The organism is Acidovorax sp. A79 (genome assembly GCF_041154505.1).
Taxonomy (GTDB): domain Bacteria; phylum Pseudomonadota; class Gammaproteobacteria; order Burkholderiales; family Burkholderiaceae_C; genus Acidovorax.
The window spans coordinates 4,942,440-4,966,608 of the sequence record NZ_AP028672.1; the positions used below are offsets into that span (position 1 = coordinate 4,942,440).

The following is a 24,169-nucleotide window of genomic DNA, read 5'->3' on the forward strand; positions in this document are numbered from 1 at the left end:
TGTTTAGAACGTACGGACCTTGGGGGGCACGCTGTCCACCGTCAGGGGCTTGAGGTTGACAGGCTTGTAGTCGAGGCGGCTGCCTTCGCTGTACCACAGGGTGTGTTTCATCCACTCCTTGTCGTTGCGGCCCAGCGGGAACTCTGCGTGGTCGGCAGGGTGCTCGTAGTCGTACACGGTGTGGGCGCCACGGCATTCCTTGCGGGCAGCGGCCGAGACCATCGTGGCCTGCGCCACTTCGATCAGGTTGTCCACTTCCAGCGCTTCGATGCGCGCGGTGTTGAACACCTTGGACTTGTCCTTCAGGGTCACGCTGCCGACGCGGCTGCGGATCTCGGCGATCTTCTTGACGCCTTCGTCCATGCTGACCTGGGTGCGGAACACGCCGGCATGCTGCTGCATGGTGGCGCGGATGTCGCCCGCCAGGTTCTGCGCGTAGATGCCTTCGTTCGATTGGTCGAGCTGGTTCAGGCGCTCCAGCGTGCGGTCGGCCGCATCCTTGGGCAGGGGCTTGTGTTCCTTGTTCTTGTTGTTGAACTCGACGATGTGGCGGCCGGCGGCCTTGCCGAACACCAGCAGGTCCAGCAGCGAGTTGGTGCCCAGGCGGTTGGCGCCGTGCACCGACACGCAGGCGCATTCGCCCACGGCGTACAGGCCATTGACCACTTCGTTGTGGATGCCATTGGCCTGGCGCACCACCTGGCCGTTGATGTTGGTGGGCACGCCACCCATCTGGTAGTGGATGGTGGGCACCACGGGGATCGGCTCCTTGGTGATGTCCACGTTGGCGAAGTTGACGCCGATCTCGTACACCGATGGCAGGCGCTTGTGGATGGTGTCCGCGCCCAGGTGATCGAGCTTGAGCAGCACATAGTCCTTGTTGGGACCGCAGCCACGGCCTTCCTTGATTTCCTGGTCCATCGAGCGGGACACGAAGTCGCGCGGGGCAAGGTCCTTCAAGGTGGGCGCGTAGCGCTCCATGAAGCGTTCGCCATTGCTGTTGAGCAGGATGGCGCCTTCGCCGCGGCAGCCTTCGGTCAGAAGCACGCCGGCGCCAGCCACGCCGGTGGGGTGGAACTGCCAGAACTCCATGTCCTGCAGCGCGATGCCGGCGCGTGCCGCCATGCCCAGGCCGTCACCGGTGTTGATGAAGGCATTGGTCGAGGCGGCGAAGATACGGCCCGCACCGCCGGTGGCCAGTAGCACGGTCTTGGCTTCCAGGATGTACAGGTCGCCGGTTTCCATTTCCAGGGCGGTGACGCCCACCACGTCGCCGTCGGCGTCGCGGATCAGGTCCAGGGCCATCCATTCGACGAAGAAATTGGTCTTGGCCTTCACGTTCTGCTGGTACAGCGTGTGCAGCATGGCGTGGCCGGTGCGGTCGGCGGCGGCGCAGGCGCGCTGCACGGGCTTTTCACCGTAGTTGGCCGTGTGGCCGCCGAAGGGGCGCTGGTAGATCGTGCCGTCGGGGTTGCGGTCGAATGGCATGCCGAAGTGTTCCAGCTCGTACACCACCTTGGGGGCTTCGCGGCACATGAACTCGATGGCGTCCTGGTCGCCCAGCCAATCGGAGCCCTTGATGGTGTCGTAGAAGTGGTAGTGCCAGTTGTCCTCGGACATGTTGCCCAGCGAGGCGCTCACGCCGCCCTGTGCCGCCACGGTGTGCGAACGGGTGGGGAACACCTTGGACAGCGAGGCCACGTTCAGGCCTGCGCGGGAGAGTTCAAGCGCGGCACGCATGCCGGAGCCGCCTGCGCCGACGATGACGACGTCGAACTTGCGCTTGGTGATGTTAGCGTTGGTGTAGCTCATTATTTTTTGCCTTCAGTCGGGGGATTCAGAGACGCCACAGAACCTGGATACCCCAGCCAGCACAGCCGACCAGCCAGACGATGCTGAACACCTGCAGCGCCAGGCGCAGGCCCACGGGCTTGATGTAGTCCATCAGGACTTCACGCAGGCCGATCCACGCGTGCCAGGCCAGCGCAATGATCACGGAGAAGGTCAGCACCTTCATCCACTGGGCCGAGAAGATGCCGGCCCACTTGTCGTAGCCGATGGGGCCCTTGGAGAAGATGACCTGGGCCAGCAGGGCCAGGGTGAACAGGGCCATCAGGACCGCCGTGACGCGCTGGCTGAGCCAGTCGCGCAGGCCATAGTGGGCGCCGACGACGACGCGCTTGGAACCGTAATTGACGGACATGGAGATTTCCTATCGTTTTCGGCGGGCACTGCCTGGCAGCAGCCACCGTTTCATGGGTTGATCGATCAGTACAGGCCGAAGAGCTTGGCGCCCAGCACCAGGGCCAGGGCGATGCTGATCGCGAGCACGGTCAGGGCCGAGGTCTTGCCGAATTCCTTGTTCACCGCGCTGTGGCTCACATCCATCCACAGGTGGCGCAGGCCGGCGGTGAAATGGTGCAGGTACGACCAGATCAGGGCCAGGGCCACCAGTTTGATGAACCAGCCGGGCACGAAGCCGATGCCGATGCTGAACGCCGAGGTGAATTTGGCGAACGAGATTTCGGACGACACCGAGGTGTCGAACATCCAGATGATGAAAGGCAGCAGCAGGAACATGATCAGCCCGCTGCCGCGGTGCAGGATCGAAACCCACGCTGCAGGCGTCATGCGGTAGGTGGTCAGGTCCTTGAAGGCATTGATGTTGCGGAATTCAGGCCGTTTCTTGGCGAGTTCTGTCATGTTGTGTGCTTTCGTGGATGTAACTGCTTTGTAATTTGAAGATGCAAAGAACGCAAAATTCTATTGCAACGCAACAAGCATGGGTTTGTCGCAGGTGGAATGTTCGACGTTTCCGCTCAGGTGCCAGGGTGGTGTCAGCTCAGTTCGTTACGGTAGTGGTGGGTGTCGGTGAGGTAGAGGCCCCGCCGTAACTCCATGGGAACGTCGTTGTAGGTGTAGGCGATGCGCTCCACGCTCAGCAGCGGCGTGGCCTGCGGGATCTGCAGCATGGCCGCCTGGTCGGCGTCGGGCAGCACGGCGCGTATTTTCTCCTCGGCGCGCACCATGCGCACGCCAAAGTCGAGCTCGAACATCGCGTAGGTGGGCCCCTGGTAGCTGGCGAGCTGGTCAGTCGTCAGCCCTTTGAAAGCCTGGCCCGGCAGCCAGATGTCCTCCAGGATGGTGGGGACGCCCGCAAACGACAGGATCCGGCGGGCCTGGATCACCGGGTCGGCGCTGCGCAGGGCCAGCGCCCGCGCCACGTCCGCGCTGGCGCGCACGCGCCGGCAGTCCACCACCTGGCGCTGGGCGCGGCCTTCCACGCGGGCATCGCCCGTGTCGGGCATGAGCTTCAGGAAGCGGTATTGCACATGCTGCTCGGCATGGGTGGCCACGAAAGTGCCCTTGCCCTGGCGGCGCATCACGAGGTTTTCGGCCGCCAGCTCGTCGATGGCCTTGCGCACCGTGCCCTGGCTGACCCGAAAGCGCGCGGCCAGGTCCATCTCGCTCGGAATGGACTCGCCGGGCTTCCATTCACCCTGCTGAAGGCTTTGCAGGATGAGACCCTTGATCTGCTGGTACAGGGGGCTGAACGCGGGCGTGGCAGAGCCTGCGCCCGCCGAAGGCTGTGCAGGGGTGTCGGCGTTGAGCGGAAGCGAGGACATGGCGATCAGAAAAATGGCGCGCTGCGCACGGGGGGTGTGCGAGCTTGTTCCAGTCTTCAATCATATCTTATATAAGACATAAGACAAATTGACCGGGGTGCCCAATCGGCGGTACACTCCAAGGCTGTTTTGCGGGGCACGGGCTGCTGGTAACAGGCGCTGGTGCTTGCGTTGCACACACACCTGTTTTCCTCACTTCCCTGGAGTTTTCACCATGAGCAAGAAGCCTGTTCGCGTAGCCGTCACCGGTGCCGCTGGTCAAATCGGTTACGCACTGCTGTTCCGTATCGCCTCCGGCGAAATGCTGGGCAAGGACCAGCCGGTCATCCTGCAATTGCTCGAAGTCCCTGTCGAAGGTCCCCAGAAGGCGCTCAAGGGCGTGATGATGGAACTGGACGACTGCGCATTCCCGCTGCTGGTGGAAATGACCGCCCACAGCGACCCCATGACCGCCTTCAAGGACGCCGACTACGCCCTGCTGGTGGGTTCGCGCCCTCGCGGCCCCGGCATGGAGCGTGCCGAGCTGCTGGCCGTCAACGGCGCCATCTTCACGGCCCAGGGCAAGGCCCTGAACGCCGTGGCCTCGCGCAACGTGAAGGTGCTGGTCGTCGGCAACCCCGCCAACACCAACGCCTACATCGCCATGAAGTCGGCACCTGACCTGCCGCGCAAGAACTTCACCGCCATGCTGCGCCTGGACCACAACCGCGCCGCCAGCCAGATCGCCGCCAAGACGGGCAAGGCAGTGGCCGACATCGAGAAGCTGACCGTCTGGGGCAACCACTCGCCCACGATGTACGCCGACTACCGTTTCGCCACCATCAACGGCGAAAGCGTCGCCAAGATGATCAACGACCAGGAATGGAACGCCAACACCTTCCTGCCCACCGTGGGCAAGCGCGGCGCCGCCATCATCGAAGCGCGCGGCCTGTCGTCGGCTGCCTCGGCCGCCAACGCCGCCATCGACCACATGCGCGACTGGGCCCTGGGCACCAACGGCAAGTGGGTCACCATGGGCATCCCCTCGGACGGCCAGTACGGCATCCCCAAGGACACCATGTTCGGCTTCCCCGTCACCTGCGAAAACGGCGAGTACAAGATCGTTGAAGGCCTGGAGATCGACGCCTTCTCGCAAGAACGCATCGACAAGACCCTGGCCGAACTGCAAGGCGAGCAGGACGGCGTGAAGCACCTGCTGTAAACCAGGGTCCACCATGCAGCCGACGCCACAGGCATCGGGCCTTCGGGCCGCCCCCGTCCCTGCGCAGGGGCAGGGCGCTGCGCTGCCCCATCCGCGCGATGTGCTGCTGGGCGCCCAGGCGCAGACCGGCTTCCTGCCGGTCTGCGACCACTACAGCGGCGTGGAAGCGCGCATGCGCAAGAGCCTGCAACTGCAGGCCGACCTGGCCCGAGAGTTCGGCACCTGCGTCTTCGACGTGACCCTCGATTGCGAGGACGGCGCTCCGATCGGCCTGGAGGCCGAGCATGCCCGCCTGGTCGCCAGCCTCGCCCTGGGCGCTGCGGACGGGGCGCGCGTGGCGGCCCGGGTTCATGCGGTGGACCACCCGGCATTCGCCAACGATGTCGCCACGATTGCGGGCACGGCGGGCCACAGGCTCTGCCACATCATGGTGCCCAAGGTGGAGTCCGTGGACGATGTCCTGCGGGTGGAACGGGCGCTGGAGCAGGCATCCGCCGCCCAGGTGCCCATCCATGTCCTGATCGAGTCGCCCGCTGCGGTCCATCGCGCCTTCGAGATTGCCGCCCACCCGCGCGTGCAGAGCCTGAGCTTCGGGCTCATGGACTTTGTGTCCGCCCATGGAGGGGCGATCCCTGCGGCAGGCATGACCTCCTCGGGGCAGTTCTCGCACCCGCTTGTCGTGCGCGCCAAGCTGGAGATTGCCGCGGCCTGCCACGCGCACGGCAAGGTGCCGTCGCACTGCGTGGTGACCGAATTCACCGATACCACGGCCATGCAGGGCGCAGCCAGCCGGGCGGCGCGCGAGCTGGGCTACACCCGGATGTGGAGCATCCACCCGGCGCAGATACGTCCCATCCTGCAGGCATTTGCGCCGCAGCAGGATGACATCGAAATTGCTGCAAAAATAATAGCTACTGCCGCAGATTCCGACTGGGCTCCAATCAGTTTTGACGATACCTTGCATGACCGTGCCAGCTACCGTTTCTACTGGCAAGTCCTTGAGCGCGCCCACCGCACCGGGCGTGCGCTTCCTCCCGCCGTGCGCCATTGGTTTGACGCCCCGGCCTCCGTTCCGTCGTGAACATTCCTGACTGCTTCCCCGCAGGACCTTCCATGAAATCCTTCATCGCCTCCGCCCTCATGCTGCTGGCCCCAGCCTTCGTGATGGCGCAAACGCCGGCCAAGCCCGAGGCCAAGCCCGGGACCAAGGCCGCCGCGAAGCCGGCCGCCAAGTCCGAAGCGAAAACCGCCAAGACGGCGGACAAGGCCCCCGCCAAGAAGGCCACCGTGGCCAAGAGCGAGGCGACCAGCAGCCGCACGCAGCTCAAGAGCGCCACCAACCAGGTGGCCACCGGCATCATCGCCGCAGAGGCGGCCCTTTCCCCCGAGGAGCTGGCCATCGCCGACCGCGTGCACGTGGGCCGCATTCCCTGCGAGCTGGGCGCATTCGTCACGGTGACGGCCGACCCAGCCACGCCAGGGCACTTCCATGTGGAAGGCAAGGGCTTCAAGTACTTCATGTCGCCCGTGGCCACGACCACCGGCACGGTGCGCCTGGAAGACCAGAAGGGCGGCGCGGTCTGGCTGCAGATCGCCAACAAGTCCATGCTGATGAACCAGAAGCTCGGCCAGCGCCTGGCCGATGAGTGCATGAGCCCGCAGCAGCTGGTGGTGGCCGAGGCCATCAAGAAGAACCCGCCCGTGAGCGTGCTGGAACCCCTGAAATAAGCGCGGGCCTGGCAGGCCTTTTTGCAAAGAACGAACGACGAACACGATTGCGCGTGCAGGCGTGGCGGCCATGGGGGCCGCCTGCACCGCGCGCCGCCCCACTTTAGAACGCAACCGGAGAAAAATGATGTTGAAAGCCTACCGTGACCATGTGGCCGAGCGCGCCGCGCTGGGCATCCCGCCCTTGCCGCTGACCGCCAAGCAGACCGGCGAGCTGATCGAGCTGCTCAAGAACCCGCCCGCTGGCGAAGAAGCCACGCTGGTGGACCTGATCACGCACCGCGTGCCTGCCGGTGTGGACGACGCCGCCAAGGTCAAGGCCAGCTACCTGGCCGCCGTGGCCCACGGTACCGAAGTCTGCACGCTGATCGGCCGCGAGCGCGCCACGCAGCTCCTGGGCACCATGCTGGGCGGCTACAACCTCACCCCCCTGATCGACCTGCTGGACGACGCGGCCGTGGCCTCCGTCGCCGCCGAAGCGCTCAAGAAGACGCTCTTGATGTTCGACCAGTTCCATGACGTCAAGGAAAAGGCCGACAAGGGCAACACCTTCGCCAAGTCCGTGCTGCAAAGCTGGGCCGACGCCGAGTGGTTCACCAGCCGCCCCGAAGTGCCCCAGAGCATCAAGCTCACCGTGCTCAAGGTCACCGGCGAAACCAACACCGACGACCTGTCGCCCGCGCCCGACGCCTGGAGCCGCCCCGACATTCCGCTGCATGCGCTGGCCATGCTCAAGAACAAGCGCGACGGCATCACGCCCGAAGAAGACAGCAAGCGCGGCCCCATCAAGTTCATCGAAGACCTGCGTGCCCGTGGCAACCTGGTGGCCTACGTCGGCGACGTGGTCGGCACCGGCTCCAGCCGCAAGTCGGCCACCAACAGCGTGCTGTGGTTCACGGGCGAAGACATCCCGTTCGTGCCCAACAAGCGCTTTGGCGGCGTGTGCCTGGGCAGCAAGATCGCTCCCATCTTCTACAACACCATGGAAGATGCCGGCGCACTGCCCATCGAGCTCGATGTGAGCCAGATGAACATGGGCGACGAGATCGAGCTGTTGCCCTACGCCGGCAAGGCATTGAAGGACGGCCAGGTCATCGCCGAGTTCACCGTCAAGAGCGAAGTGCTGTTCGACGAAGTGCGCGCCGGTGGCCGCATTCCCCTGATCATCGGCCGCGGCCTCACCGCCAAGGCCCGCGAGGCCCTGGGCCTGGCGCCTTCCACGCTGTTCCGCCTGCCCCAGGTGCCTGCCGCCACCGGCAAGGGCTTCACGCTGGCGCAGAAGATGGTCGGCCGCGCCTGCGGCCTGCCCGAAGGCCTGGGCGTGGTGCCCGGCACGTACTGCGAACCGCGCATGACCTCGGTCGGCTCGCAGGACACCACCGGCCCCATGACCCGCGACGAACTGAAGGACCTGGCCTGCCTGGGCTTCAGCTCCGACCTGGTGATGCAGTCCTTCTGCCACACGGCTGCCTACCCCAAGCCCGTGGACGTGAAGATGCACCACGAGCTGCCCGACTTCATCAGCACGCGCGGCGGCATCTCGCTCAAGCCCGGCGACGGCATCATCCACAGCTGGCTCAACCGCATGCTGCTGCCCGACACCGTGGGCACCGGCGGCGACTCGCACACGCGCTTCCCCATCGGCATCAGCTTCCCCGCCGGCTCAGGCCTGGTGGCGTTCGCTGCCGCCACGGGCGTGATGCCCCTCGATATGCCTGAATCGGTGCTGGTGCGCTTCAAGGGCAAGATGCAGCCCGGCGTCACGCTGCGCGATCTGGTGCATGCGATCCCCCTGTACGCCATCAAGGCCGGTCTGCTGACCGTGGCCAAGCAGGGCAAGAAGAACATCTTCTCGGGCCGGATCCTGGAAATCGAAGGTCTGCCGGACATGAAGGTCGAGCAGGCGTTCGAGCTGTCCGACGCATCGGCCGAGCGCTCTGCCGCCGGCTGCACGGTGCGCCTGAACAAGGAGCCCGTGATCGAGTACATCAACTCGAACATCGTGCTGCTCAAGAACATGATCGCCCAGGGCTATGCCGACGCACGCACCATCGGCCGCCGCATCAAGGCCATGGAAGCCTGGCTGGCCAATCCCCAGCTGCTCGAACCCGATGACAACGCCGACTACGCCGCCGTGATCGAGATCGACCTGGCCGAGATCACCGAACCCATCGTCTGCTGCCCCAACGACCCCGACGACGCCAAGACGCTGTCGGACGTGGCCGGCGCCGCGATCGACGAAGTGTTCATCGGCTCGTGCATGACCAACATCGGCCACTTCCGCGCGGCCTCCAAGCTGCTCGAAGGCAAGAAGGACATCCCCGTCAAGCTGTGGATGGCACCGCCCACGAAGATGGACGCGCACCAGCTCACCGAAGAAGGCCACTACGGCGTGTTCGGCGCGGCCGGCGCCCGCATGGAAATGCCTGGCTGCTCGCTGTGCATGGGCAACCAGGCCCAGGTGAAGGAAGGCGCCACCGTGATGTCCACCAGCACCCGCAACTTCCCCAACCGCCTGGGCAAGAACACCAACGTCTACCTGGGCTCGGCCGAACTCTCGGCCATCTGCTCCAAGCTGGGCCGCATTCCTTCCAAGGAAGAGTACCTGGCCGACATCGGTGTCATCAACCAGAACGGCGACAAGATCTACCAATACCTGAACTTCGACAAGATCGCCGAGTTCAAGGAAGTGGCAGACGGCGTGGCCGCCTGATTGTTTCCCTCCGGGGAGTGATCCACTGCAAAAAGCGGCCTGCGGGCCGCTTTTTTCATGGCGTTGCGGGTGCGCCGCGCCACGCGCTTGCCACGCCGTGGCCATGGTCCAGACATTTTTTGTCATGCAAATGTCATGATGGGGTCGCATGCTTGCCGCATAACAACAACAAAAGAAATGGAGGTACATCCATGGCAAGAGGGACAACCGGCAAGGCCGGCACGTTCGGCGCGCGCCTGGCGGTGCTGCTGCTCAGCGCCGCCTTCGCCCTGGGCTTTGGCCTGGGTGGTTACTTCGTCGGGCTCAAGCCGCTGGCCCTGACCCTGCGGGCAGCGTGGGCGGTGCGCGGCTGGCAGCCCGTGCAGGCCCAGGTGCTCGCGGCCGACCTCGCGCGCCACAGCGACGGCGACGGCACCACCTGGCAGGTGCGGGCCCGCTACCGCTATGAATTCGCGGGGCGGCCATACGAAGGCTCCCGCGTCGGGCTCGATCCCACGGAGACGGCCGACAACATCGGCGACTGGCACCAGCGCTGGCACACGCAGCTGCAAGGCGCCCAGGCCCGCGGCGCGCGCATCACCATCATGGTCGACCCGCGCGAACCCTCGCGTTCCCTCATCGACCCCTCCATCCGCTGGGCCCTGCTGATGTTCCGCCTGCCCTTTGCCCTGGTGTTCACTGCGGTGGGGCTGGGCGCGGCCTGGGTCTTCCTGGCCACCCTGCCAGGACTGGGCACGTCCAGGGAGCCGCAGGGGCAGGGCGGTGGCCGCCCGGGGCCGCAGGCCGGGGTTTCTGCCATCCCCTTGCCCAAGGGCTCTGCCGGCAGCCCGCTGGGCGCCGTCTGGTTCTTCACCTTTTTCTGGTGTGGCATTTCCTTTCCCATGGCCGGCATGTTGTGGACCAACCCGCAGTCGCCCTGGTTCGCCAAGGCCTTCATCGGCCTGTTCGTGCTGGTCGGAATGGCCCTGCTGGCCCTTGCGGTGCGACAGACCCACATGGCCTGGCGCTATGCGGGCGCGACCCTTGTCCTGCTGCCGTCAGCACCGCGTGCAGGGCATCCGCTCGAAGTGACCCTGCTGCTCCCCGGGCGCGCCGCCGCCTACCAGCAGGGGCACAGCCTGCAACTGCGCCTGGCCCAGTACCGGGTGGACGAGTCGAGCTCCGGTTCGCCCGAGCGGTGCGTGGAGTCGTTCACCGAAGCCGCGCGCATGCAGCACACGTCCGATGGCGGGTTGCGGCTGGTGGCACGCTTCGAGGTACCGCCCGATGCGCCCCCGCACGGCAGCCAGCGCTCGGGAGAGCGCGTGGACTGGCGCGTGGAACTGCTGCACAACCCGGACGGCGCCGTCGAGCTGACTTACGACCTTCCCGTGCAGGCCGCACCCCGCACCTTCGGTGGGGACGAACTGCCGGATCGTTTTGACCGGCGTGCCGCCTGGCAGCAGGAGGTTCCCATCGTGCCCCTGGGCGAGCAGGAAGAGGAAGAAGAAGGCTCCCGGCCTCTGCCCGCTTCGGTCACGCTGCGGGAAACCCCGCAGGCCTGGCACTACGAATTCGCCCAGGGCGGCTGGCGCTGGGCCGCGGGCCTGGTGCTGGCCGCGCTGTTGCTGGAGTCGGCCATCCATGGCCGGCTGGGCCCGCAGGGGCTGATGCTGCCCCGTGGGTTCTTTGCCGCCGGCGCGTGGATGGCCTTGGCCGCCTTTGCCCTGCATGCGACCACCCGCCACTGGACCCTGACCGTGCAGGACGGCGGCATCACCGCGCGCCGCCACTCCTGGCTCTGGTCGCGCGCCGACACGGTGCCGGGCGCTGCCAGCCGCACCCTGGTGCACAAGCTGCTGCACTCCACGGGCAGCGGCGGCAGCGAGCACCGCTACCACGCGGTGTACGCGCGCGGTGCGGGCGGTGCGCTGGTGCGCCTGACCCCGGGCCTGGCAGGCGAGGCGGCGGCCACGGCCCTGGGGCAATCGCTGGGCCAGGCGTGGGCGCACCGGCGGGGCCGTTTCGCCGCCGGCATGCAGCGGCCCGCGCGGGCGCAGCATTCCCGCCCGGCCTGGGGGGCACTGCTGGTGCTGGCCCTGCTGGGCTGGTGGATCGTGGGGCCCCAGGCTGGCCGCACCGTGGGCCGCGTTGTGGGGGCCGAGGCTTCCGCTTCGGCTGCAACCGCGCCGGCCGTGCCGTATTCCCTCGCGGAGGGTCGCTTGCTCGATGCACAGAATGCCGGCGACGCCCCTGCGCTGCGGGACGCGCTGTCCGCCGGGGCGAATCCCGACCTGCTCGCGCCCAATGGTTCCTCGGTGCTCATGCTGGCGGCCCACCGTGGCCAGCTCGAGCACATCGAGGCGCTGCTGGGCGCGGGTGCCCAGCCCGACCTGCGCCAGACGCGCAAGGACAGCGAGCGGGGCGACACAGCCCTGCTGCGTGCCTTCTACGGCGGCCATCTGGCGGCGGCACGGCGCCTGGTGCAGGCAGGTGCCAGCCTCTCGGCCCGCAACCGCTGGGACTGGGGGCCCGTGCACATGGCCGCGCAGGGCGGCTGCATCCCATGCCTCGAATGGCTGGATGCGCAAGGCCAGCCGCTCGACGAACCCGCGCCCGCCAGCCGGGGCGAGACCCCCGCGATGCTGGCCGCAGGCCGGGGCCGCGTGGAGGCGCTGCAATGGTTCGCCGACCGTGGCATCGACCTTGCGCGCACGGACGCCCACGGCAAGACCGCGCTGGACTGGGCACGCTTCAAGCAACAGGCCGAGGCCGAGCGGTGGCTGATGGGGCGTGTGCGCTAGGCGCGGCTGGCCGCGCTCCGTGAAGCGGTTCCGGCCAGGGCGCCGCACTGCGGGCGGTGCGAGGCGCACGGCAGGGCGCAGCAGCGGCGCGAGAAGGGTTTCGTCGGCCGCCGCTCCAAGGCTTTTCAGCCCAGCGCCGGCAGCAAATGCTGCACCAGCTGCTGCGCATGCTGCGGCAATTCGTCGAGCTCGCGCAGGCACAGCACCAGTTGCCGGTCCGCCCAGGCATCGGTCAGGCGCACGGCCTTCACGTGCTGCGCCCGGCTGTGGCGTGCGGCTGCCGCGCGGGGAATGATGCCCACGCCCACGCCCAGCCCCACGAGCTGGCACACCGCCTCGAACTGGCGCAGCCGCACGCGGTAGCGCAGCCGCCGCCCCTGGCGCTGTGCCTGGCGCACCACCAGGGCCTGCAGCGCGCTGCCCTCGGCCAGGCCAACGAAGTCCAGGTGCGCGACGTCGGCCAGCGCCACGCTGCGTTGCGCGGCCAGTGCGTGCCCCTGGGGCACCACCAGCACCAGCGGGTCGGGCCGCAGCACCCGCGTGGACAGGCCTTCGAGGTCCACCGCGTCGGACACCAGGCCCATGTCGCACAGCCCGGCGCGCACCGCATCGGCCACCTCCTGGCTGGAGCGCTCCTCCACGTCCACCGAAATGCGCGGGTGCCGCGCCAGAAAGCCTGCCATGGCCCGCGGCAGGTACTCGCTCAGCGCCGAGCTGTTGCACAGCACGCGCACATGGCCCGCCAGGCCCGCGCCATATTCGCCCAGGTCGCCGCGCAGGTGCTCCATCTGCTGCAGCACCAGCCGCGCGTGGTGCAGCAGCGTGTGGCCCGCGGGCGTGGGCTGCACGCCGCGTTGTTCGCGCAGCAGCAGGGGCACGCCCAGCGCGTCTTCCATGCCGCGTATGCGCTCGCTGGCCGAGGCCAGCGCCATGTGGCTGCGTTCTGCGCCCCCCGTGATGGTGCCTGCTTCGTGCACGTGCACGAAGAGACGCAGGTCGGTGAGGTCAAAGCGCATGGGGCAAACGTACCACATGGCAGGCTTCGGCCGCGCCTGAGGCGGGCTACGCGGCTTCCGCATTTCCAGGGGCGGGGCCATCCGAAACAATGGCCTTTGGCACTGCGTTGCTGGACATGCGGCGGGTGGGTTTCGGACCAGGGGATACCGATGGAACTTGTGATGAATCAGCCGCCTTCCGGGGCGGGGCGCTCATGAACGGGGTTGCCGAGCTGTGGGGCCACGGCATTGCGCCGGGCTGGCTGGCGGGGGCGGCCGCCATTTTCTGGCTGGCCGGCACGGTCAAGGGCGTGGTGGGGCTGGGCTTGCCCACGGTGGCGATGGCCCTCTTGGCCATGCTGGTTCCGCCGGCCCAGGCGGCGGCGTTGCTGGTGGTGCCTTCGCTGGTCACCAATGTCTGGCAGATGCGCCCCTGGCCCGCCGTGTGGCCGCTGGTGCGGCGCCTGGGCGGCATGCAATGCGGAATCTGCCTGGGCACCTGGCTGTGCGCCTGGTGGCTGGGGGCGCCCGCGGGCCCTGGGTCGCGCTTGGCGCTGGGGCTGGCCCTCGCGCTGTACGGCGCCTGGGGCTTGACGGGGACGCGGCGCGTGCTGCCCCTGCCGGCCCAGGGCTGGCAGGGCCCCCTGGTGGGGTTCGCGACCGGTGCCATCGCCGCCGCCACGGGTGTTTTCGTGGTGCCCGCCGTGCCCTATCTGCAGGCGCTGGGCCTGCAGCGCGATGCGCTGGTGCAGGCCATGGGGCTGAGTTTCACGGTCTCCACACTCGCGCTGGCCGCCGGCCTGGCATTCAACGCGAGCTATCCCATGGCGACCGTGGGGCTGTCGGTCGTGATGCTGCTGCCTGCGCTGGCGGGCATGGCGTGTGGGCAGCGGCTGCGGGCCCGGATGTCACCCGTGTGGTTTCGGCGCAGCCTCATGCTGGGCCTGCTGGCCCTGGGCGTGGCCATGGTGGTGGACGTGCTGGCATGGCATGGTTTTGCGTCGCGCTAGGGCGCTGCGCGGGGCGCTGTTTCCTCGCCCGCCCGCCCGTTACCGGACCTGCTTTTTCTCCAGCTTGCGGGTGAGGGTGCGGCGGTGCATGCCCAGGCGCCTTGCCGCTTCCGAGAGATTGAAGCCGGTTTCGGCCAGCACTTCGTTGATGCGCTCCCATTCCAGGGTCTTGATGGAGCTGGACCGGTTCGTCAGCTCCACGTCGGTGTTGCCCGCCTTGAGCCCGAAGGCGGCCTCGATGTCGTCGGTATTGGACGGCTTGGCGAGGTAGTGGCATGCGCCCAGCTTCACGGCCTCCACCGCCGTGGCGATGCTGGCAAAGCCTGTGAGCACCACGATGAGCATGGCCTCGCTGGCCGCATGCAGCTTCTGCACGCAGACCAGGCCCGAGGCTTCGCCCTTGAGCTTGAGGTCCACCACCGCATAGCCGGGCGTGTGCTGTGCGAGCAGGGTTTCGACCTCGGGAAGGCCCGTGGCCTGCAGCACGCGGTAGCCGCGCCGCTCGAACGAGCGCGCCAGCGTGCGGGCAAAGGCCTCGTCGTCTTCCACGATCAGCAACAGGCGTTCTTCTTTTTCTGTGTCGGTATCCATGATGCGCGTCAGGCTCCAGGCAAGGCGATCGCTGCCAGCGGCAGCTCTATGGTGACTTCGGCACCCCCTTCGGGGCGGTTGTGCGCCGTGACGCTGCCGCCCAGCGTGCGTGCCACGTTGAGCACGAGGTACAGGCCCAGCCCGCCCCCGGGGCGCTCCTTGGTGGACTGGTAGGGGGTTCCCAGCCTTGCCAGCATGCCCGGCGCAAAACCGGGCCCTGCGTCGGTGACGGTGATGCGCAGCGCATCGGCGCTGCGCGTGATGGCCAGGCGCACCCATGCCGGCGAGGCGTCGCGCGCATTGTCGAGCACATTGAAAACCATCTGCTGGAGCGTGGTGTCCGACACCATGAGCGTGTCGGCGCCGAAGTCGTTGTCGTACACGAACCGCGGCATCGACCGCGTGCTGCGCCATTCCTCTGCCAGGGCATCGACGAAGGTGCGCACGGTGGTCTGCACCGACGCTTCCCCGCGGGTCTCCCCGGCCGAGAGCAGGATGCCGCTCACGATGCTCTTGCAGCGCTGCACCTGGGCCTGCATCTCGCCGATGTCTTCCTGCAGCGGTTCATGGGCCGCCAGGCGCTCATCGCGTCGCCAGTCGCCCAGGATCACGGCCAGGGTGGACAGCGGGGTGCCCAGCTCGTGCGCGGCGCCCGAGGCCAGCAGCCCCATGCGCACGATGTGTTCCTCTTCCACGCGGCGCCGGCGCGCGGCCGCCAGGCGCGCATCGCGCTCGCGCAGGTTCAGGCTGATGCGCGTGATGAAGACGACGACCAGGGTGGCATTGAGCGCGAAGCAGACCAGCAGCCCGATCACGTACAGGCTGGACAGGCCCTGGTGCAGGTCCTGCGGCAGCTCCAGGGGCAGGTGGTAGACGGCCAGCAAGCCGAAGCACAGCAGCGTGGTGATCACGATGGACCAGATGTAGGCGCCGCGCAGCAGCACGGCCCCCAGCGTGATCTGCAGCAGGTACAGAAACACGAACGGGTTGCTGGTGCCGCCGCTCAGGTAGAGCTGTACCGTGAGCACGGCGACGTCGATCAGCAGCGCCAGGAAAAGCTCCACGTTGCGCACCACCACGGGGCCCATGCGCAGGCGCAGCAGGCTGGCCACGTTGAAAAGCGCAAGGCATCCCACCACCAGCAGCATTTCGCGCTGCGGCAGCACCAGGCCCAGGCTGTAGTGCGCCATCTCGATGGTGAACACCTGTCCGACCACGGCGATCCAGCGCAGCTGGATCAGCTGCTGGAGGTTCTTGATGCCCGCCGCGGCATCGGCCGAGCGGGCATTGCGCTGCGGCAGGGCGGTGGCGGCGTCAGGGCGAAGGGGGTTCATCGGTGGTCGTGGGGCGGCGGGAAGGGCCATGCCGGCGGCGTTCATAGCGTGCCACATACCAGCCGGCGCCCGCAACCATGAGCGCGAGCCCGTACCAGGTCGCCGCGTACACCAGATGGCTGTTGGAAAAACGGATCACCGTCATGCCCGGGCGGGGCCAGGTCTGCACGGAAGGCGCGCCGCCAGCGGCGGGCAGGCCCGCATCCACGAAGAAGGGCGCGGCGCGGGGCAGCCCCAGTGCCTGGCTGATGGCGGCCACGTCGCGCGAGTGCCAGCGTTGCTGCGCGGGATCATTGGTCCGCAGAAAACCGCCGCCAGGCTCCGAGATCCTCAGCAGTCCTTCCACGGTGGCCACGGGCCGGGGTGGCTGCGCCCCTCCCGTGAGCCACTGGTTGCGCTGCGCCTGCGGTACAAAACCGCGGTTCACGAGCACCTGCGTGCCGTCGTCCAGCTGCAGCGGGGCCATGACCCAGAAGCCCGCGCCCAGCTCTGTCACCGCCTGGGTGAGGACCGTCTTGTCTGCCAGCCACCGGCCCTGCAGGGTGACGGCAAGGTATTCGTGGTCTGCCGCGTTGACCCGGGGCCACTGGCTGGCCGGTGGCGCCGCCACGGGAGCCGCATGCACCCGGTGCTCCACGCGCTCCATGAGCGCGAGCTTCCACGCGCGGCGCTGGACCTGCCACGTGCCCAGGGCGGCAAATGCCGAGAACAGGGCGATGCCCACGAGCACGAGGGCCGCTTGGCGGAGCCGCCGCTGGGCGAAGGGCGCGTGCGCGGGGGAGGGCTCTGGCGTCAAGGTGTCAGGGCGTCGAATGCCCCGGCGCTTCGTGCGCCGGCGGCGTGGGAGTGGGGTGCGCGGGCATCATGTTGGCATTCATGTGGAACATGACCCACAGCGTGCCGCTGATGGCGATGGCCACGAATACCACGGTGAAGATGGTGGACAAGAGGGTCCATCCTCCCTCGACCTTGCCGTTCATGTGCAGGAAATACACCATGTGCACCAGGATCTGCACCACGGCGAAGGCGCCCAGCACCAGCACGGCGGTGTTGCGGTCGGCGATCACCTTGGCCATGACCAGCCAGAAGGGGATGGCCGTGAGAACGACCGACAGCACGAAGCCGATCGTGTAGTCGCGCAGGCTGCTGTGCGGCCCCACCTCATGGGGGTGATCGCCGTGGCCGTGGGCATCGTGTGCGTGTGTGTGTTGCGCGCTCATGGTTACAGCACCCCCATCAGGTACACAAAGGTGAAGACGCCGATCCAGACCACGTCCAGAAAGTGCCAGAACATCGACAGGCACATCAGGCGGCGCTTGTTTTCATGGATCAGGCCATGCTTGCCGATCTGCACCATCAGCACCACCAGCCATACGAGGCCGAAGGTCACGTGCAGGCCGTGGGTGCCCACCAGCGTGAAGAAGGCCGACAGGAAGGCGCTGCGCTGGGGCGTGGCGCCCTGGTGGATCAGGTGGGCGAACTCATAGAGTTCGAGGCCCAGGAAGCACAGGCCGAAGAAGCCCGTCACGGCCAGCCACAGCAGCGTGCCCTTGGCGTCGCCCAGCTGCTTGCGCAGCATGGCGAAGCCGAAGGTGATGGACGACAGCAGCAGGAAGGCCGTGTTGATGGCCACCAGCGTCAGGTCGAACAGCTGCGCGCCGGTGGGGCCGGCCGCGTAGCTGCGGCCGAGCACGCCGTAGGTGGCGAACAGGGCGGCGAAGATGAGGCAGTCGCTCATCAGGTAGAGCCAGAAGCCCAGGGCCGTGCCGTTCTCGGGATGGGGCTCGTGCGCCAGGTGGTAGTCGCGCGGCGCGAGCGCCGCGCTGGCGGCGCCTGCCGCGCCGGGGGTGTATCGGATATCAGACATGGCTGGCACGCAGTTGTTGGGTGCGGTGGTTTTCCGTCTTGGCCACGGTGGAGGCCGGGATGTGGAAGTCGCGCTGGTAGTTGAACGTGTGGATGATGGCCGCCAGGACCACGGCCGCGAACGACACGCCCGCGAGCAGCCACATGTGCCAGATCAATGCGAAGCCCAGCACCAGGGACAGGGCCGAGATCACGGCGCCCGATCCGGTATTGGCAGGCATGTGGATGGGCTGGAAACCGGCGAGGGGACGCCGGTAGCCATGCTTCTTCATGTCCCACCACGCGTCGATCTCGTGCACCACGGGCGTGAATGCGAAGTTGTAGTCGGGCGGGGGCGAGGACGTGGCCCATTCCAGCGTGCGCGCGTCCCACGGGTCGCCCGTGTGGTCGCGCAGCTCTTCGCGCTTCAGGTAGCTCACCACGATCTGGATCAGGAAGCAGGCAATGCCGGCCGCGATCATGGCCGCGCCGACGGCTGCGATCACGAACCAGATCTGCAGGGACGGGTCTTCGAAATGGTTGGCACGGCGCGTGACACCCATCAGGCCCAGCACGTACAGCGGGCCGAACGCCACCCAGAAGCCCACCACCCACAGCCAGAAGGAGCGCACGCCCCAGGTGCGGTCCAGCTTGTAGCCGAAGGCCTTGGGGTACCAGTAGTTGATGCCCGCGAACAGGCCGAACAGCACGCCCCCGATGATCACGTTGTGGAAGTGGGCGATCAGGAACAGGCTGTTGTGCAGCACGAAGTCGGCCGGTGGCACGGCCAGCAGCACGCCGGTCATGCCGCCGATGGCGAACGTCACCATGAAGGCCACGGTCCACATCATGGGCAGCTCGAAGCGGATGCGGCCCTTGTACATGGTGAACAGCCAGTTGAAGATCTTCGCGCCCGTGGGGATCGAGATGATCATCGTCGTGATGCCGAAGAACGTGTTCACGCTCGCTCCCGAGCCCATGGTGAAGAAGTGGTGCAGCCACACCAGGTACGACAGGATGGTGATCACCACCGTGGCATACACCATGGAGGTGTAGCCGAACAGGCGCTTCCTGCAGAACGTGGCCACCACTTCGGAGAAGATGCCGAAGCACGGCAGGATCAGGATGTACACCTCGGGGTGGCCCCAGATCCAGATCAGGTTCACGTACAGCATGGCGTTGCCGCCCAGGTCGTTCGTGAAGAAGTTGGTGCCGGCATAGCGGTCCAGCGACATCAGCACGAGCGCGGCCGTGAGCACCGGGAACGAGGCCACGATCAGCGCGTTGGTGCACAGGGCCGTCCAGGTGAAGACGGGCATCCTCATCAGGTTCATCCCCGGCGCGCGCATCTTGATGATGGTGACGATCAGGTTGATGCCCGAGAGCGTGGTGCCCACCCCCGCGATCTGCAGCGCCCAGATGTAGTAGTCCAGCCCCACGCCGGGGTCCTGCGCGCCGAGGTTGGACAGGGCCAGCCAGCCGGAGGTGGAGAACTCGCCCAGGAACAGCGACACCATCACCAGCACGGCGCCGGCCGTGGTCATCCAGAAGCTGAAGTTGTTGAGGAACGGGAACGACACGTCGCGTGCGCCGATCTGCAGCGGCACGAGGTAGTTCATCAGGCCCGTGACCAGCGGCATGGCCACGAAGAAGATCATGATCACGCCGTGGGCTGTGAAGATCTGGTCGTAGTGGTGCGGCGGCAGGTAGCCCATGTTGTCGCCAAAGGCCATGGCCTGCTGCAGGCGCATCATCACGGCGTCGGCAAAGCCGCGCAGCAGCATCACCACGCCCAGGATCATGTACATGATCCCGATCTTCTTGTGGTCGATGCTGCAGATCCAGTCGCGCCACAGGGTGCCCCACAGGCTGAACCTGGTGATGGCGGCCATCACGGCCAGCCCACCCAGCACGGTGGCGACAAAGGTCCAGAGCACGATGGGCTCGTGCGCCATCGGTATGGAATCCCAGGTGATGCGGCCCAGGGCCCAGTGGGGTGCGGTAACAGGTGAGGAGGACATGGCGGTCAGTCTTCTTGGGCGTGGGCGCCGGCGGCCGGCAGGGCAGGGCTGGGGCGGGTCATTGGGCGGCGGTGCTGCGGGTGGAAATGGCGTGGCGCGACTCGAGGGCGGCCACCACCTGGGCGGCGTTCTGCGAGGTGCACACGTCCTGCGGCAGGTTCAGGCCCATGGCGCGCACGTAGGCATCGCCACCGTTCTCGTCGATGGCCATCATGTGGTGCATGCACATCTTGCCGTCCTCGACGCAGCGGTTGAGCACCTTGTCGTACAGGCCTTCTTCCACGCTGGCAAAGCGCTGCACGGGGTCGCGTTCGCTGGGCTTGGCCAGGGCCATGTAGGCCTGGCGGGTCAGGGGCTTGCCCTCGGACCGGGCCCTGGCGACCCACTGCTCGAAGTCGCCCTGGACCAGGCCGTGGAACTTGAAGGTCATGCCCGAAAAGCCCGAGCCGCTGTAGTGCGACGCCATGCCGTGGAACACGCCGGGCTGGTTGATCACGGCGTTCAGCTCGGTCTGCATGCCGGGCATCGCGTAGATCATGCCGGCGAGGTCGGGCACGTAGAACGCGTTCATGGTGGACGTGGCCGTGAGCTTCAGGAGAATGGGCCGGTCCACCGGCGCCGCCAGTTCATTGACCGTGGCGATGCCCAACTCGGGATACAGGAACAGCCACTTCCAGTCCATGGCCACCACCTGCACTTCCATGGGGGTGGATTGCGTGTCCAGGGGCTTGGTGGCCGAGATGCGGTCCAGCGGACGGTAGGGGTCGAGCTTGTGCGTGCCGATCCAGGTCAGAGCGCCCAGGGCGATGATGATCATGAGCGGCACCGTCCAGATCACCAGCTCCAGGGTGGTGGAATGGTGCCAGTCGGGGTCGTAGTCTTCCTCGGTGTTGGCGGTGTTGTTCTGGCGGTACTTCCAGGCAAACCACAGGGTGAGGGCGATCACCGGCACGATGATGATGAGCATCAGCAAGGTGGCCTGGATGACCATGTGGCCCTGCTGGGCAGCGATGTCGCCCGCCGGGTTGAGGACCACCGCCTTGCTGCAGCCGGCCAGGCCGCCCAGGGCAGTAGCGGCGGCGAGCCAGGCAGGCCCGCGAAAGTGAGGAAGTTTGAACATGTGAAAGGCGCTACCAAGGCGTTGATTCGAGGGTAAACGCGGATGTCGGGGTACCGCAGAATGTAATATCGCTAGCTTTTTTGTCCATTGGACATTTTGTCCAGGGTCAAAGGTTGTTGCTCCCATCCGGGGCATGGGGGCAGAGCCGGCGTTGTCCTGCACGGCGCCCTGGCCCAGGCGTACTTGTCCCGGGGCAGGCTTGCGGGTAAAACCTAGGTACCCGGTGCCTTTGCGGGCAGCGCGATCACTGAAAATCAGGCGGACGAGCCCAGCCGTCCTGGTTTTTTCCGACAACGACAAGGAGTCCTGTTCATGAGCAGCCCCGCCTCTGCCACCTACCCCGCGGCCGGCTTCGAAGAAAGCCCAGCCTCTCTCTCCCGGGCGGACACGCATGAAGATGTCACTCCCAGCGAAATTGCCGTGGGCGTGATCATCGGGCGGTCGTCCGAGTATTTCGACTTCTTCGTTTTCGGGATCGCCTGCGTGCTGGTGTTCCCGTCGTTCCTGTTTCCCTTCATGTCGCGCCTGGATGGCACGCTCGCCGCCTTTGCGCTGCTGGCCGTGGCGTTCGTGGTGCGGCCCTTGGGCACGGCCATTTCCATGGCCATCCAGCGGCGCTGGGGCCGGGGCACGAAGCTGACCATCGCGCTGTTCCTGCTGGGGGTGTGCACGGTGGCCATGGCCTTCCTGCCGGGTTACAAGGACGTGGGCATGACCGCCATCGTGGCGCTGCTGATCCTGCGCATCGGCCAGGGGCTGGCGCTCGGCGGCTCGTGGGACGGCCTGCCGTCGCTGCTGGCGATGTCCGCCCCCCGGCACCGCCGGGGCTGGTACGCCATGATCGGGCAGCTGGGCGCGCCGCTGGGCTTTGTCTTGGCCGCGGGCCTGTTTGCCTATCTGTACAGCAGCCTCACCGTCGAGGAATTCCTGGCCTGGGGCTGGCGCTATCCGTTCTTCGTGGCGTTCGCGGTGAACGTGGTGGCCTTGTTCGCCCGCCTGCGCCTCGTGGTGGGCCAGTCGTACGCCGAACTGCTGCAGGAGCGCGAACTGCAACCCGTGCCCGTGAGCCGCGTGGTGCGCGACGAAGGCAGCAATGTGCTTTTGGGTGCTTTCGCCGCGCTGGCGAGTTTTGCGCTGTTCCATCTGGTCACGGTGTTCCCGCTGTCGTGGATCACGCTGTACTCGGAACAACCCGTCACGCAGATTCTGGGGGTGCAGATCGTGGGCGCCTTCCTGGCGGCGGGGGCCATCATGGTGTCGGGCTGGCTGTCGGACCACCTGGGCCGCCGCAAGCTGCTGGGCGGCATGGCGGTGATGATTGGCGTGTTCAGCTTCATGGCGCCGGTGTTGCTCAACTCCGGCGAGGTGGGCAGCACCATGTTCCTGCTGCTGGGCTTCGTGCTGCTGGGCCTGTCGTACGGCCAGGCTTCTGGCACGGTGACTGCCAATTTCTCGCCCCAGTACCGCTACACGGGCGCCGCCTTGTCGGCCGACCTGGCCTGGATCATTGGCGCCGCCTTCGCGCCCCTCGTGGCCCTGTACCTGTCCTCCCAATTCGGGCTGCTGGCGGTGACGGTGTATTTGCTGTCCGGCGTGGCCTGCACATTGGGTGCCCTCAATCTGAACCGCCGCATGGAGCGGCGCGACCGGTAGCAACGGCGGGTATTTTGCTATCGAATAGATAGCTTCTGGCGCTTACTCATCAAGCGCTGGAGGTCAAAAAGCAAAAGAAAAAGCGCCCGGAAGTACCGGGCGCTTTGTTTTGGGGACTCAGTCCTGCGGCCTGAAACCGATGGTCAGGGAAGGCGGCACGCGTCCATCCACGTCGCGCGGCAGGGTCTCGGTCTTGTCCAGCGCGCGCAGCACGGCTTCGTCCCAGGCCTTGTTGCCGCTGGACTGCACGAGGCGCTTGCCGACGATGGTGCCATCGGGCGACAGGCGCACCTCCACCTCCGCGCGCGGGTTGCCCGAGATCGCATCGGGGTACACGATGTTGGGCTTGACCTTGGCCGCCACCTTGCCGCCGTAGCTGCCCGAGGGGCCGGCGCTGCGCTGCGCGGTGCCGGTGGCATTTTCGCTGCCGGTGGCGCCCGCCAGGCCCTGCATGCGCCGCAGGTTGTCCTCGCGCTGCTTGGCCAGCTGCTTTTCCTCGGCCTCTGTCCTGCGCTTGGTGGCTTCTTCCGCCTTGCGCTTGTCTTCGGCCAGCTTCTTTTGCTTGTCCTGCTCGGCCTTCTTCTGCTCGGCCAGCTGCTTTTCACGCTGCTCTTTTTCCTTTTCCTTTTGCAGGCGTTCCTTCTTCTCCTGCTCCAGGCGGTCGCGGCGCTCGTCTTCCTTGCGTTCACGTTCGCGCTTTTCACGCTCCTGCTGCTGTTCGCGGGCCTTTTTTTCCTGTTCCAGGCGCTTCTTTTCACGCTCGATGGCGATGTCGGCCTCGCGCGTGTCCGGCGGTTCCACCGCGCGGGGCGGTGGCGGTGGTGGCGGCGGCGTGGGGGTGCGGACTTCGGGGGGAGCGGGCGGCGGTGGCGGGGGCTCCACGGCACGGGGCGCGGCCTGCTGGGGCACGGCGGCCCAGAGCTCGGCCTCCACCGCGGGCTGGTCGGCGCTGCTCTTCCAGTTCACGCCCCAGGTCAGCGCGCCGATCAGCACCGCGTGCACCAGCACCGCCAGCGTGATGGCGCGCAGGCGTGCCGGCGGGCGGGGCGGGGCAAACTGGTCGCGGTCGGTGTGGGCGTGCATGGGCGGTGAGAGTGCGGAGCGCGGTTTCGGTTCAGCCGCCCTGCTTGACGGACAGGCCCACCCGTTGCACGCCCGCCTTCTGCAGGGCGTCCATCGCCTTCACCACGTTTTCGTACTGCACACCCTTGTCGGCGCTGATGACCACCGCGCTCGCGCTGTCCGCGCCCTGGGCCTTCTGCCAGCGGCTGGCGGCATCGCCGATCTCGCGCTGGCTCAGGCTGCGCGTGGCCTCGGGGGTCTTGAACTGGAGCGAGCCGTCCTTGTTGACGATGACCTGGGCCACCACCTTGGGCATGTTCTTGCCCTTGCCCACGCTGGGCACGTCGACCACGCCGGGCGTGAGCATGGGGGCCGTCACCATGAAGATGATGAGCAGCACCAGCATCACGTCGATGAACGGGACCATGTTGATCTCGTTGATGGTGCGGCGGCCTCGGCCGCGGGATGCCATGGCGGGCATGGTGTG

21 protein-coding genes are annotated in these 24,169 nt (G+C 67.0%); 7 read left to right on the top strand and 14 right to left on the bottom strand.

Translation table 11 applies throughout. From position 1 onward, the window contains the following. Positions 1 to 3 precede the first annotated feature (3 nt). The 4 genes from sdhA to ACAM51_RS22675 form a co-directional block, all read right to left on the bottom strand. A complete protein-coding gene (gene sdhA, locus ACAM51_RS22660; RefSeq protein ID WP_218293934.1) occupies positions 4 to 1,812 on the bottom strand; it encodes a succinate dehydrogenase flavoprotein subunit in 1,809 nt (602 codons plus the stop codon). Between the two features lie 25 nt (positions 1,813 to 1,837). Beyond that, the gene (sdhD, locus tag ACAM51_RS22665) at positions 1,838 to 2,203 is read right to left on the bottom strand and encodes a succinate dehydrogenase, hydrophobic membrane anchor protein (protein WP_124515511.1); all 366 of its coding nucleotides are present in this window, start codon (positions 2,201 to 2,203) and stop codon (positions 1,838 to 1,840) included. Between the two features lie 65 nt (positions 2,204 to 2,268). After that, the gene (sdhC, locus tag ACAM51_RS22670; protein ID WP_218293935.1) at positions 2,269 to 2,703 is read right to left on the bottom strand and encodes a succinate dehydrogenase, cytochrome b556 subunit; all 435 of its coding nucleotides are present in this window, start codon (positions 2,701 to 2,703) and stop codon (positions 2,269 to 2,271) included. Positions 2,704 to 2,837: 134 nt separating this feature from the next. Next, entirely contained in the window at positions 2,838 to 3,626 is a 789-nt protein-coding gene (locus ACAM51_RS22675; protein ID WP_218293936.1) for a GntR family transcriptional regulator, read from the bottom strand. Positions 3,627 to 3,840: 214 nt separating this feature from the next. Between ACAM51_RS22675 and ACAM51_RS22680 the strand changes: the two genes are divergently transcribed. From ACAM51_RS22680 to ACAM51_RS22700, 5 genes are all read left to right on the top strand, one after another. Beyond that, positions 3,841 to 4,827 (top strand): malate dehydrogenase, encoded by a 987-nt coding sequence (locus ACAM51_RS22680; protein ID WP_218293937.1) that lies wholly within the window; start codon positions 3,841 to 3,843, stop codon positions 4,825 to 4,827. A 13-nt stretch (positions 4,828 to 4,840) separates the two neighbouring features. Next, a complete protein-coding gene (locus tag ACAM51_RS22685) occupies positions 4,841 to 5,908 on the top strand; it encodes a CoA ester lyase (RefSeq protein WP_369641925.1) in 1,068 nt (355 codons plus the stop codon). A 32-nt stretch (positions 5,909 to 5,940) separates the two neighbouring features. Then, positions 5,941 to 6,555, top strand: coding sequence for a hypothetical protein (locus ACAM51_RS22690; protein ID WP_218293938.1), 615 nt, complete (start codon positions 5,941 to 5,943; stop codon positions 6,553 to 6,555). A 127-nt stretch (positions 6,556 to 6,682) separates the two neighbouring features. After that, positions 6,683 to 9,268, top strand: a complete 2,586-nt coding sequence (gene acnB, locus ACAM51_RS22695) for a bifunctional aconitate hydratase 2/2-methylisocitrate dehydratase (RefSeq protein ID WP_369641926.1) — start codon at positions 6,683 to 6,685, stop codon at positions 9,266 to 9,268. Positions 9,269 to 9,459: 191 nt separating this feature from the next. Next, positions 9,460 to 12,051 (top strand): ankyrin repeat domain-containing protein, encoded by a 2,592-nt coding sequence (locus ACAM51_RS22700; RefSeq protein WP_369641927.1) that lies wholly within the window; start codon positions 9,460 to 9,462, stop codon positions 12,049 to 12,051. 125 nt (positions 12,052 to 12,176) lie between these two features. On the opposite strand, the gene ACAM51_RS22705 is transcribed toward ACAM51_RS22700, so the two are convergent. Continuing rightward, complete coding sequence (locus ACAM51_RS22705) at positions 12,177 to 13,067, bottom strand: LysR substrate-binding domain-containing protein (protein ID WP_218340677.1); 891 nt, start codon at positions 13,065 to 13,067, stop codon at positions 12,177 to 12,179. Positions 13,068 to 13,261: 194 nt separating this feature from the next. Between ACAM51_RS22705 and ACAM51_RS22710 the strand changes: the two genes are divergently transcribed. Next, the gene (locus ACAM51_RS22710) at positions 13,262 to 14,056 is read left to right on the top strand and encodes a sulfite exporter TauE/SafE family protein (RefSeq protein WP_218340678.1); all 795 of its coding nucleotides are present in this window, start codon (positions 13,262 to 13,264) and stop codon (positions 14,054 to 14,056) included. 39 nt (positions 14,057 to 14,095) lie between these two features. Here the strand turns inward: ACAM51_RS22710 and ACAM51_RS22715 are convergent, their stop codons facing one another. From ACAM51_RS22715 to cyoA, 7 genes are read right to left on the bottom strand one after another with little or no spacing between them, the layout of a single operon-like run. Continuing rightward, a complete protein-coding gene (locus ACAM51_RS22715) occupies positions 14,096 to 14,647 on the bottom strand; it encodes a response regulator transcription factor (protein ID WP_218293943.1) in 552 nt (183 codons plus the stop codon). Between the two features lie 8 nt (positions 14,648 to 14,655). Further along, positions 14,656 to 15,981, bottom strand: coding sequence for an ATP-binding protein (locus ACAM51_RS22720; protein ID WP_369641928.1), 1,326 nt, complete (start codon positions 15,979 to 15,981; stop codon positions 14,656 to 14,658). Then, the gene (locus ACAM51_RS22725) at positions 15,962 to 16,777 is read right to left on the bottom strand and encodes an SURF1 family protein (protein WP_218340680.1); all 816 of its coding nucleotides are present in this window, start codon (positions 16,775 to 16,777) and stop codon (positions 15,962 to 15,964) included. The genes ACAM51_RS22720 and ACAM51_RS22725 overlap by 20 nt, the downstream gene beginning before the upstream one ends. Positions 16,778 to 16,781: 4 nt before the next feature. Further along, a complete protein-coding gene (cyoD, locus tag ACAM51_RS22730) occupies positions 16,782 to 17,201 on the bottom strand; it encodes a cytochrome o ubiquinol oxidase subunit IV (protein ID WP_218293946.1) in 420 nt (139 codons plus the stop codon). 2 nt (positions 17,202 to 17,203) lie between these two features. Continuing rightward, positions 17,204 to 17,848, bottom strand: a complete 645-nt coding sequence (gene cyoC / locus ACAM51_RS22735) for a cytochrome o ubiquinol oxidase subunit III (protein ID WP_218293947.1) — start codon at positions 17,846 to 17,848, stop codon at positions 17,204 to 17,206. Beyond that, a complete protein-coding gene (gene cyoB / locus ACAM51_RS22740; protein WP_369641929.1) occupies positions 17,841 to 19,847 on the bottom strand; it encodes a cytochrome o ubiquinol oxidase subunit I in 2,007 nt (668 codons plus the stop codon). The genes cyoC and cyoB overlap by 8 nt, the downstream gene beginning before the upstream one ends. 58 nt (positions 19,848 to 19,905) lie before the next feature. Next, positions 19,906 to 20,967, bottom strand: coding sequence for a ubiquinol oxidase subunit II (cyoA, locus tag ACAM51_RS22745; protein WP_369641930.1), 1,062 nt, complete (start codon positions 20,965 to 20,967; stop codon positions 19,906 to 19,908). Positions 20,968 to 21,279: 312 nt separating this feature from the next. Here cyoA and ACAM51_RS22750 point away from each other — a divergent pair, with 312 nt between their 5' ends. Further along, the gene (locus ACAM51_RS22750; RefSeq protein ID WP_369641931.1) at positions 21,280 to 22,620 is read left to right on the top strand and encodes an MFS transporter; all 1,341 of its coding nucleotides are present in this window, start codon (positions 21,280 to 21,282) and stop codon (positions 22,618 to 22,620) included. 117 nt (positions 22,621 to 22,737) lie between these two features. Here ACAM51_RS22750 and tolA read toward each other — a convergent pair whose 3' ends face one another. Then, positions 22,738 to 23,703: a cell envelope integrity protein TolA gene (gene tolA, locus ACAM51_RS22755; RefSeq protein WP_218340684.1), complete on the bottom strand. Its 966-nt coding sequence runs from the start codon at positions 23,701 to 23,703 to the stop codon at positions 22,738 to 22,740. Positions 23,704 to 23,734: 31 nt separating this feature from the next. Next, the gene (locus tag ACAM51_RS22760; protein WP_056170151.1) at positions 23,735 to 24,163 is read right to left on the bottom strand and encodes an ExbD/TolR family protein; all 429 of its coding nucleotides are present in this window, start codon (positions 24,161 to 24,163) and stop codon (positions 23,735 to 23,737) included. Between the last annotated feature and the right edge of the window lie 6 nt (positions 24,164 to 24,169).

Coding starts and splice junctions, on each gene's coding strand:
- ACAM51_RS22700 (WP_369641927.1), top strand. CDS start 9,460: ATGGCAAGAGGGACAACCGGCAAGGCCGGCACGTTCGGCGCGCGCCTG.
- ACAM51_RS22685 (WP_369641925.1), top strand. CDS start 4,841: ATGCAGCCGACGCCACAGGCATCGGGCCTTCGGGCCGCCCCCGTCCCT.
- cyoA (WP_369641930.1), bottom strand. CDS start 20,967: ATGTTCAAACTTCCTCACTTTCGCGGGCCTGCCTGGCTCGCCGCCGCT.
- ACAM51_RS22675 (WP_218293936.1), bottom strand. CDS start 3,626: ATGTCCTCGCTTCCGCTCAACGCCGACACCCCTGCACAGCCTTCGGCG.
- sdhA (WP_218293934.1), bottom strand. CDS start 1,812: ATGAGCTACACCAACGCTAACATCACCAAGCGCAAGTTCGACGTCGTC.
- ACAM51_RS22690 (WP_218293938.1), top strand. CDS start 5,941: ATGAAATCCTTCATCGCCTCCGCCCTCATGCTGCTGGCCCCAGCCTTC.
- ACAM51_RS22715 (WP_218293943.1), bottom strand. CDS start 14,647: ATGGATACCGACACAGAAAAAGAAGAACGCCTGTTGCTGATCGTGGAA.
- ACAM51_RS22680 (WP_218293937.1), top strand. CDS start 3,841: ATGAGCAAGAAGCCTGTTCGCGTAGCCGTCACCGGTGCCGCTGGTCAA.
- ACAM51_RS22720 (WP_369641928.1), bottom strand. CDS start 15,981: ATGAACCCCCTTCGCCCTGACGCCGCCACCGCCCTGCCGCAGCGCAAT.
- cyoD (WP_218293946.1), bottom strand. CDS start 17,201: ATGAGCGCGCAACACACACACGCACACGATGCCCACGGCCACGGCGAT.
- sdhC (WP_218293935.1), bottom strand. CDS start 2,703: ATGACAGAACTCGCCAAGAAACGGCCTGAATTCCGCAACATCAATGCC.
- ACAM51_RS22710 (WP_218340678.1), top strand. CDS start 13,262: ATGAACGGGGTTGCCGAGCTGTGGGGCCACGGCATTGCGCCGGGCTGG.
- ACAM51_RS22760 (WP_056170151.1), bottom strand. CDS start 24,163: ATGCCCGCCATGGCATCCCGCGGCCGAGGCCGCCGCACCATCAACGAG.
- sdhD (WP_124515511.1), bottom strand. CDS start 2,203: ATGTCCGTCAATTACGGTTCCAAGCGCGTCGTCGTCGGCGCCCACTAT.
- cyoB (WP_369641929.1), bottom strand. CDS start 19,847: ATGTCCTCCTCACCTGTTACCGCACCCCACTGGGCCCTGGGCCGCATC.
- tolA (WP_218340684.1), bottom strand. CDS start 23,703: ATGCACGCCCACACCGACCGCGACCAGTTTGCCCCGCCCCGCCCGCCG.
- acnB (WP_369641926.1), top strand. CDS start 6,683: ATGTTGAAAGCCTACCGTGACCATGTGGCCGAGCGCGCCGCGCTGGGC.
- cyoC (WP_218293947.1), bottom strand. CDS start 17,848: ATGTCTGATATCCGATACACCCCCGGCGCGGCAGGCGCCGCCAGCGCG.
- ACAM51_RS22705 (WP_218340677.1), bottom strand. CDS start 13,067: ATGCGCTTTGACCTCACCGACCTGCGTCTCTTCGTGCACGTGCACGAA.
- ACAM51_RS22750 (WP_369641931.1), top strand. CDS start 21,280: ATGAGCAGCCCCGCCTCTGCCACCTACCCCGCGGCCGGCTTCGAAGAA.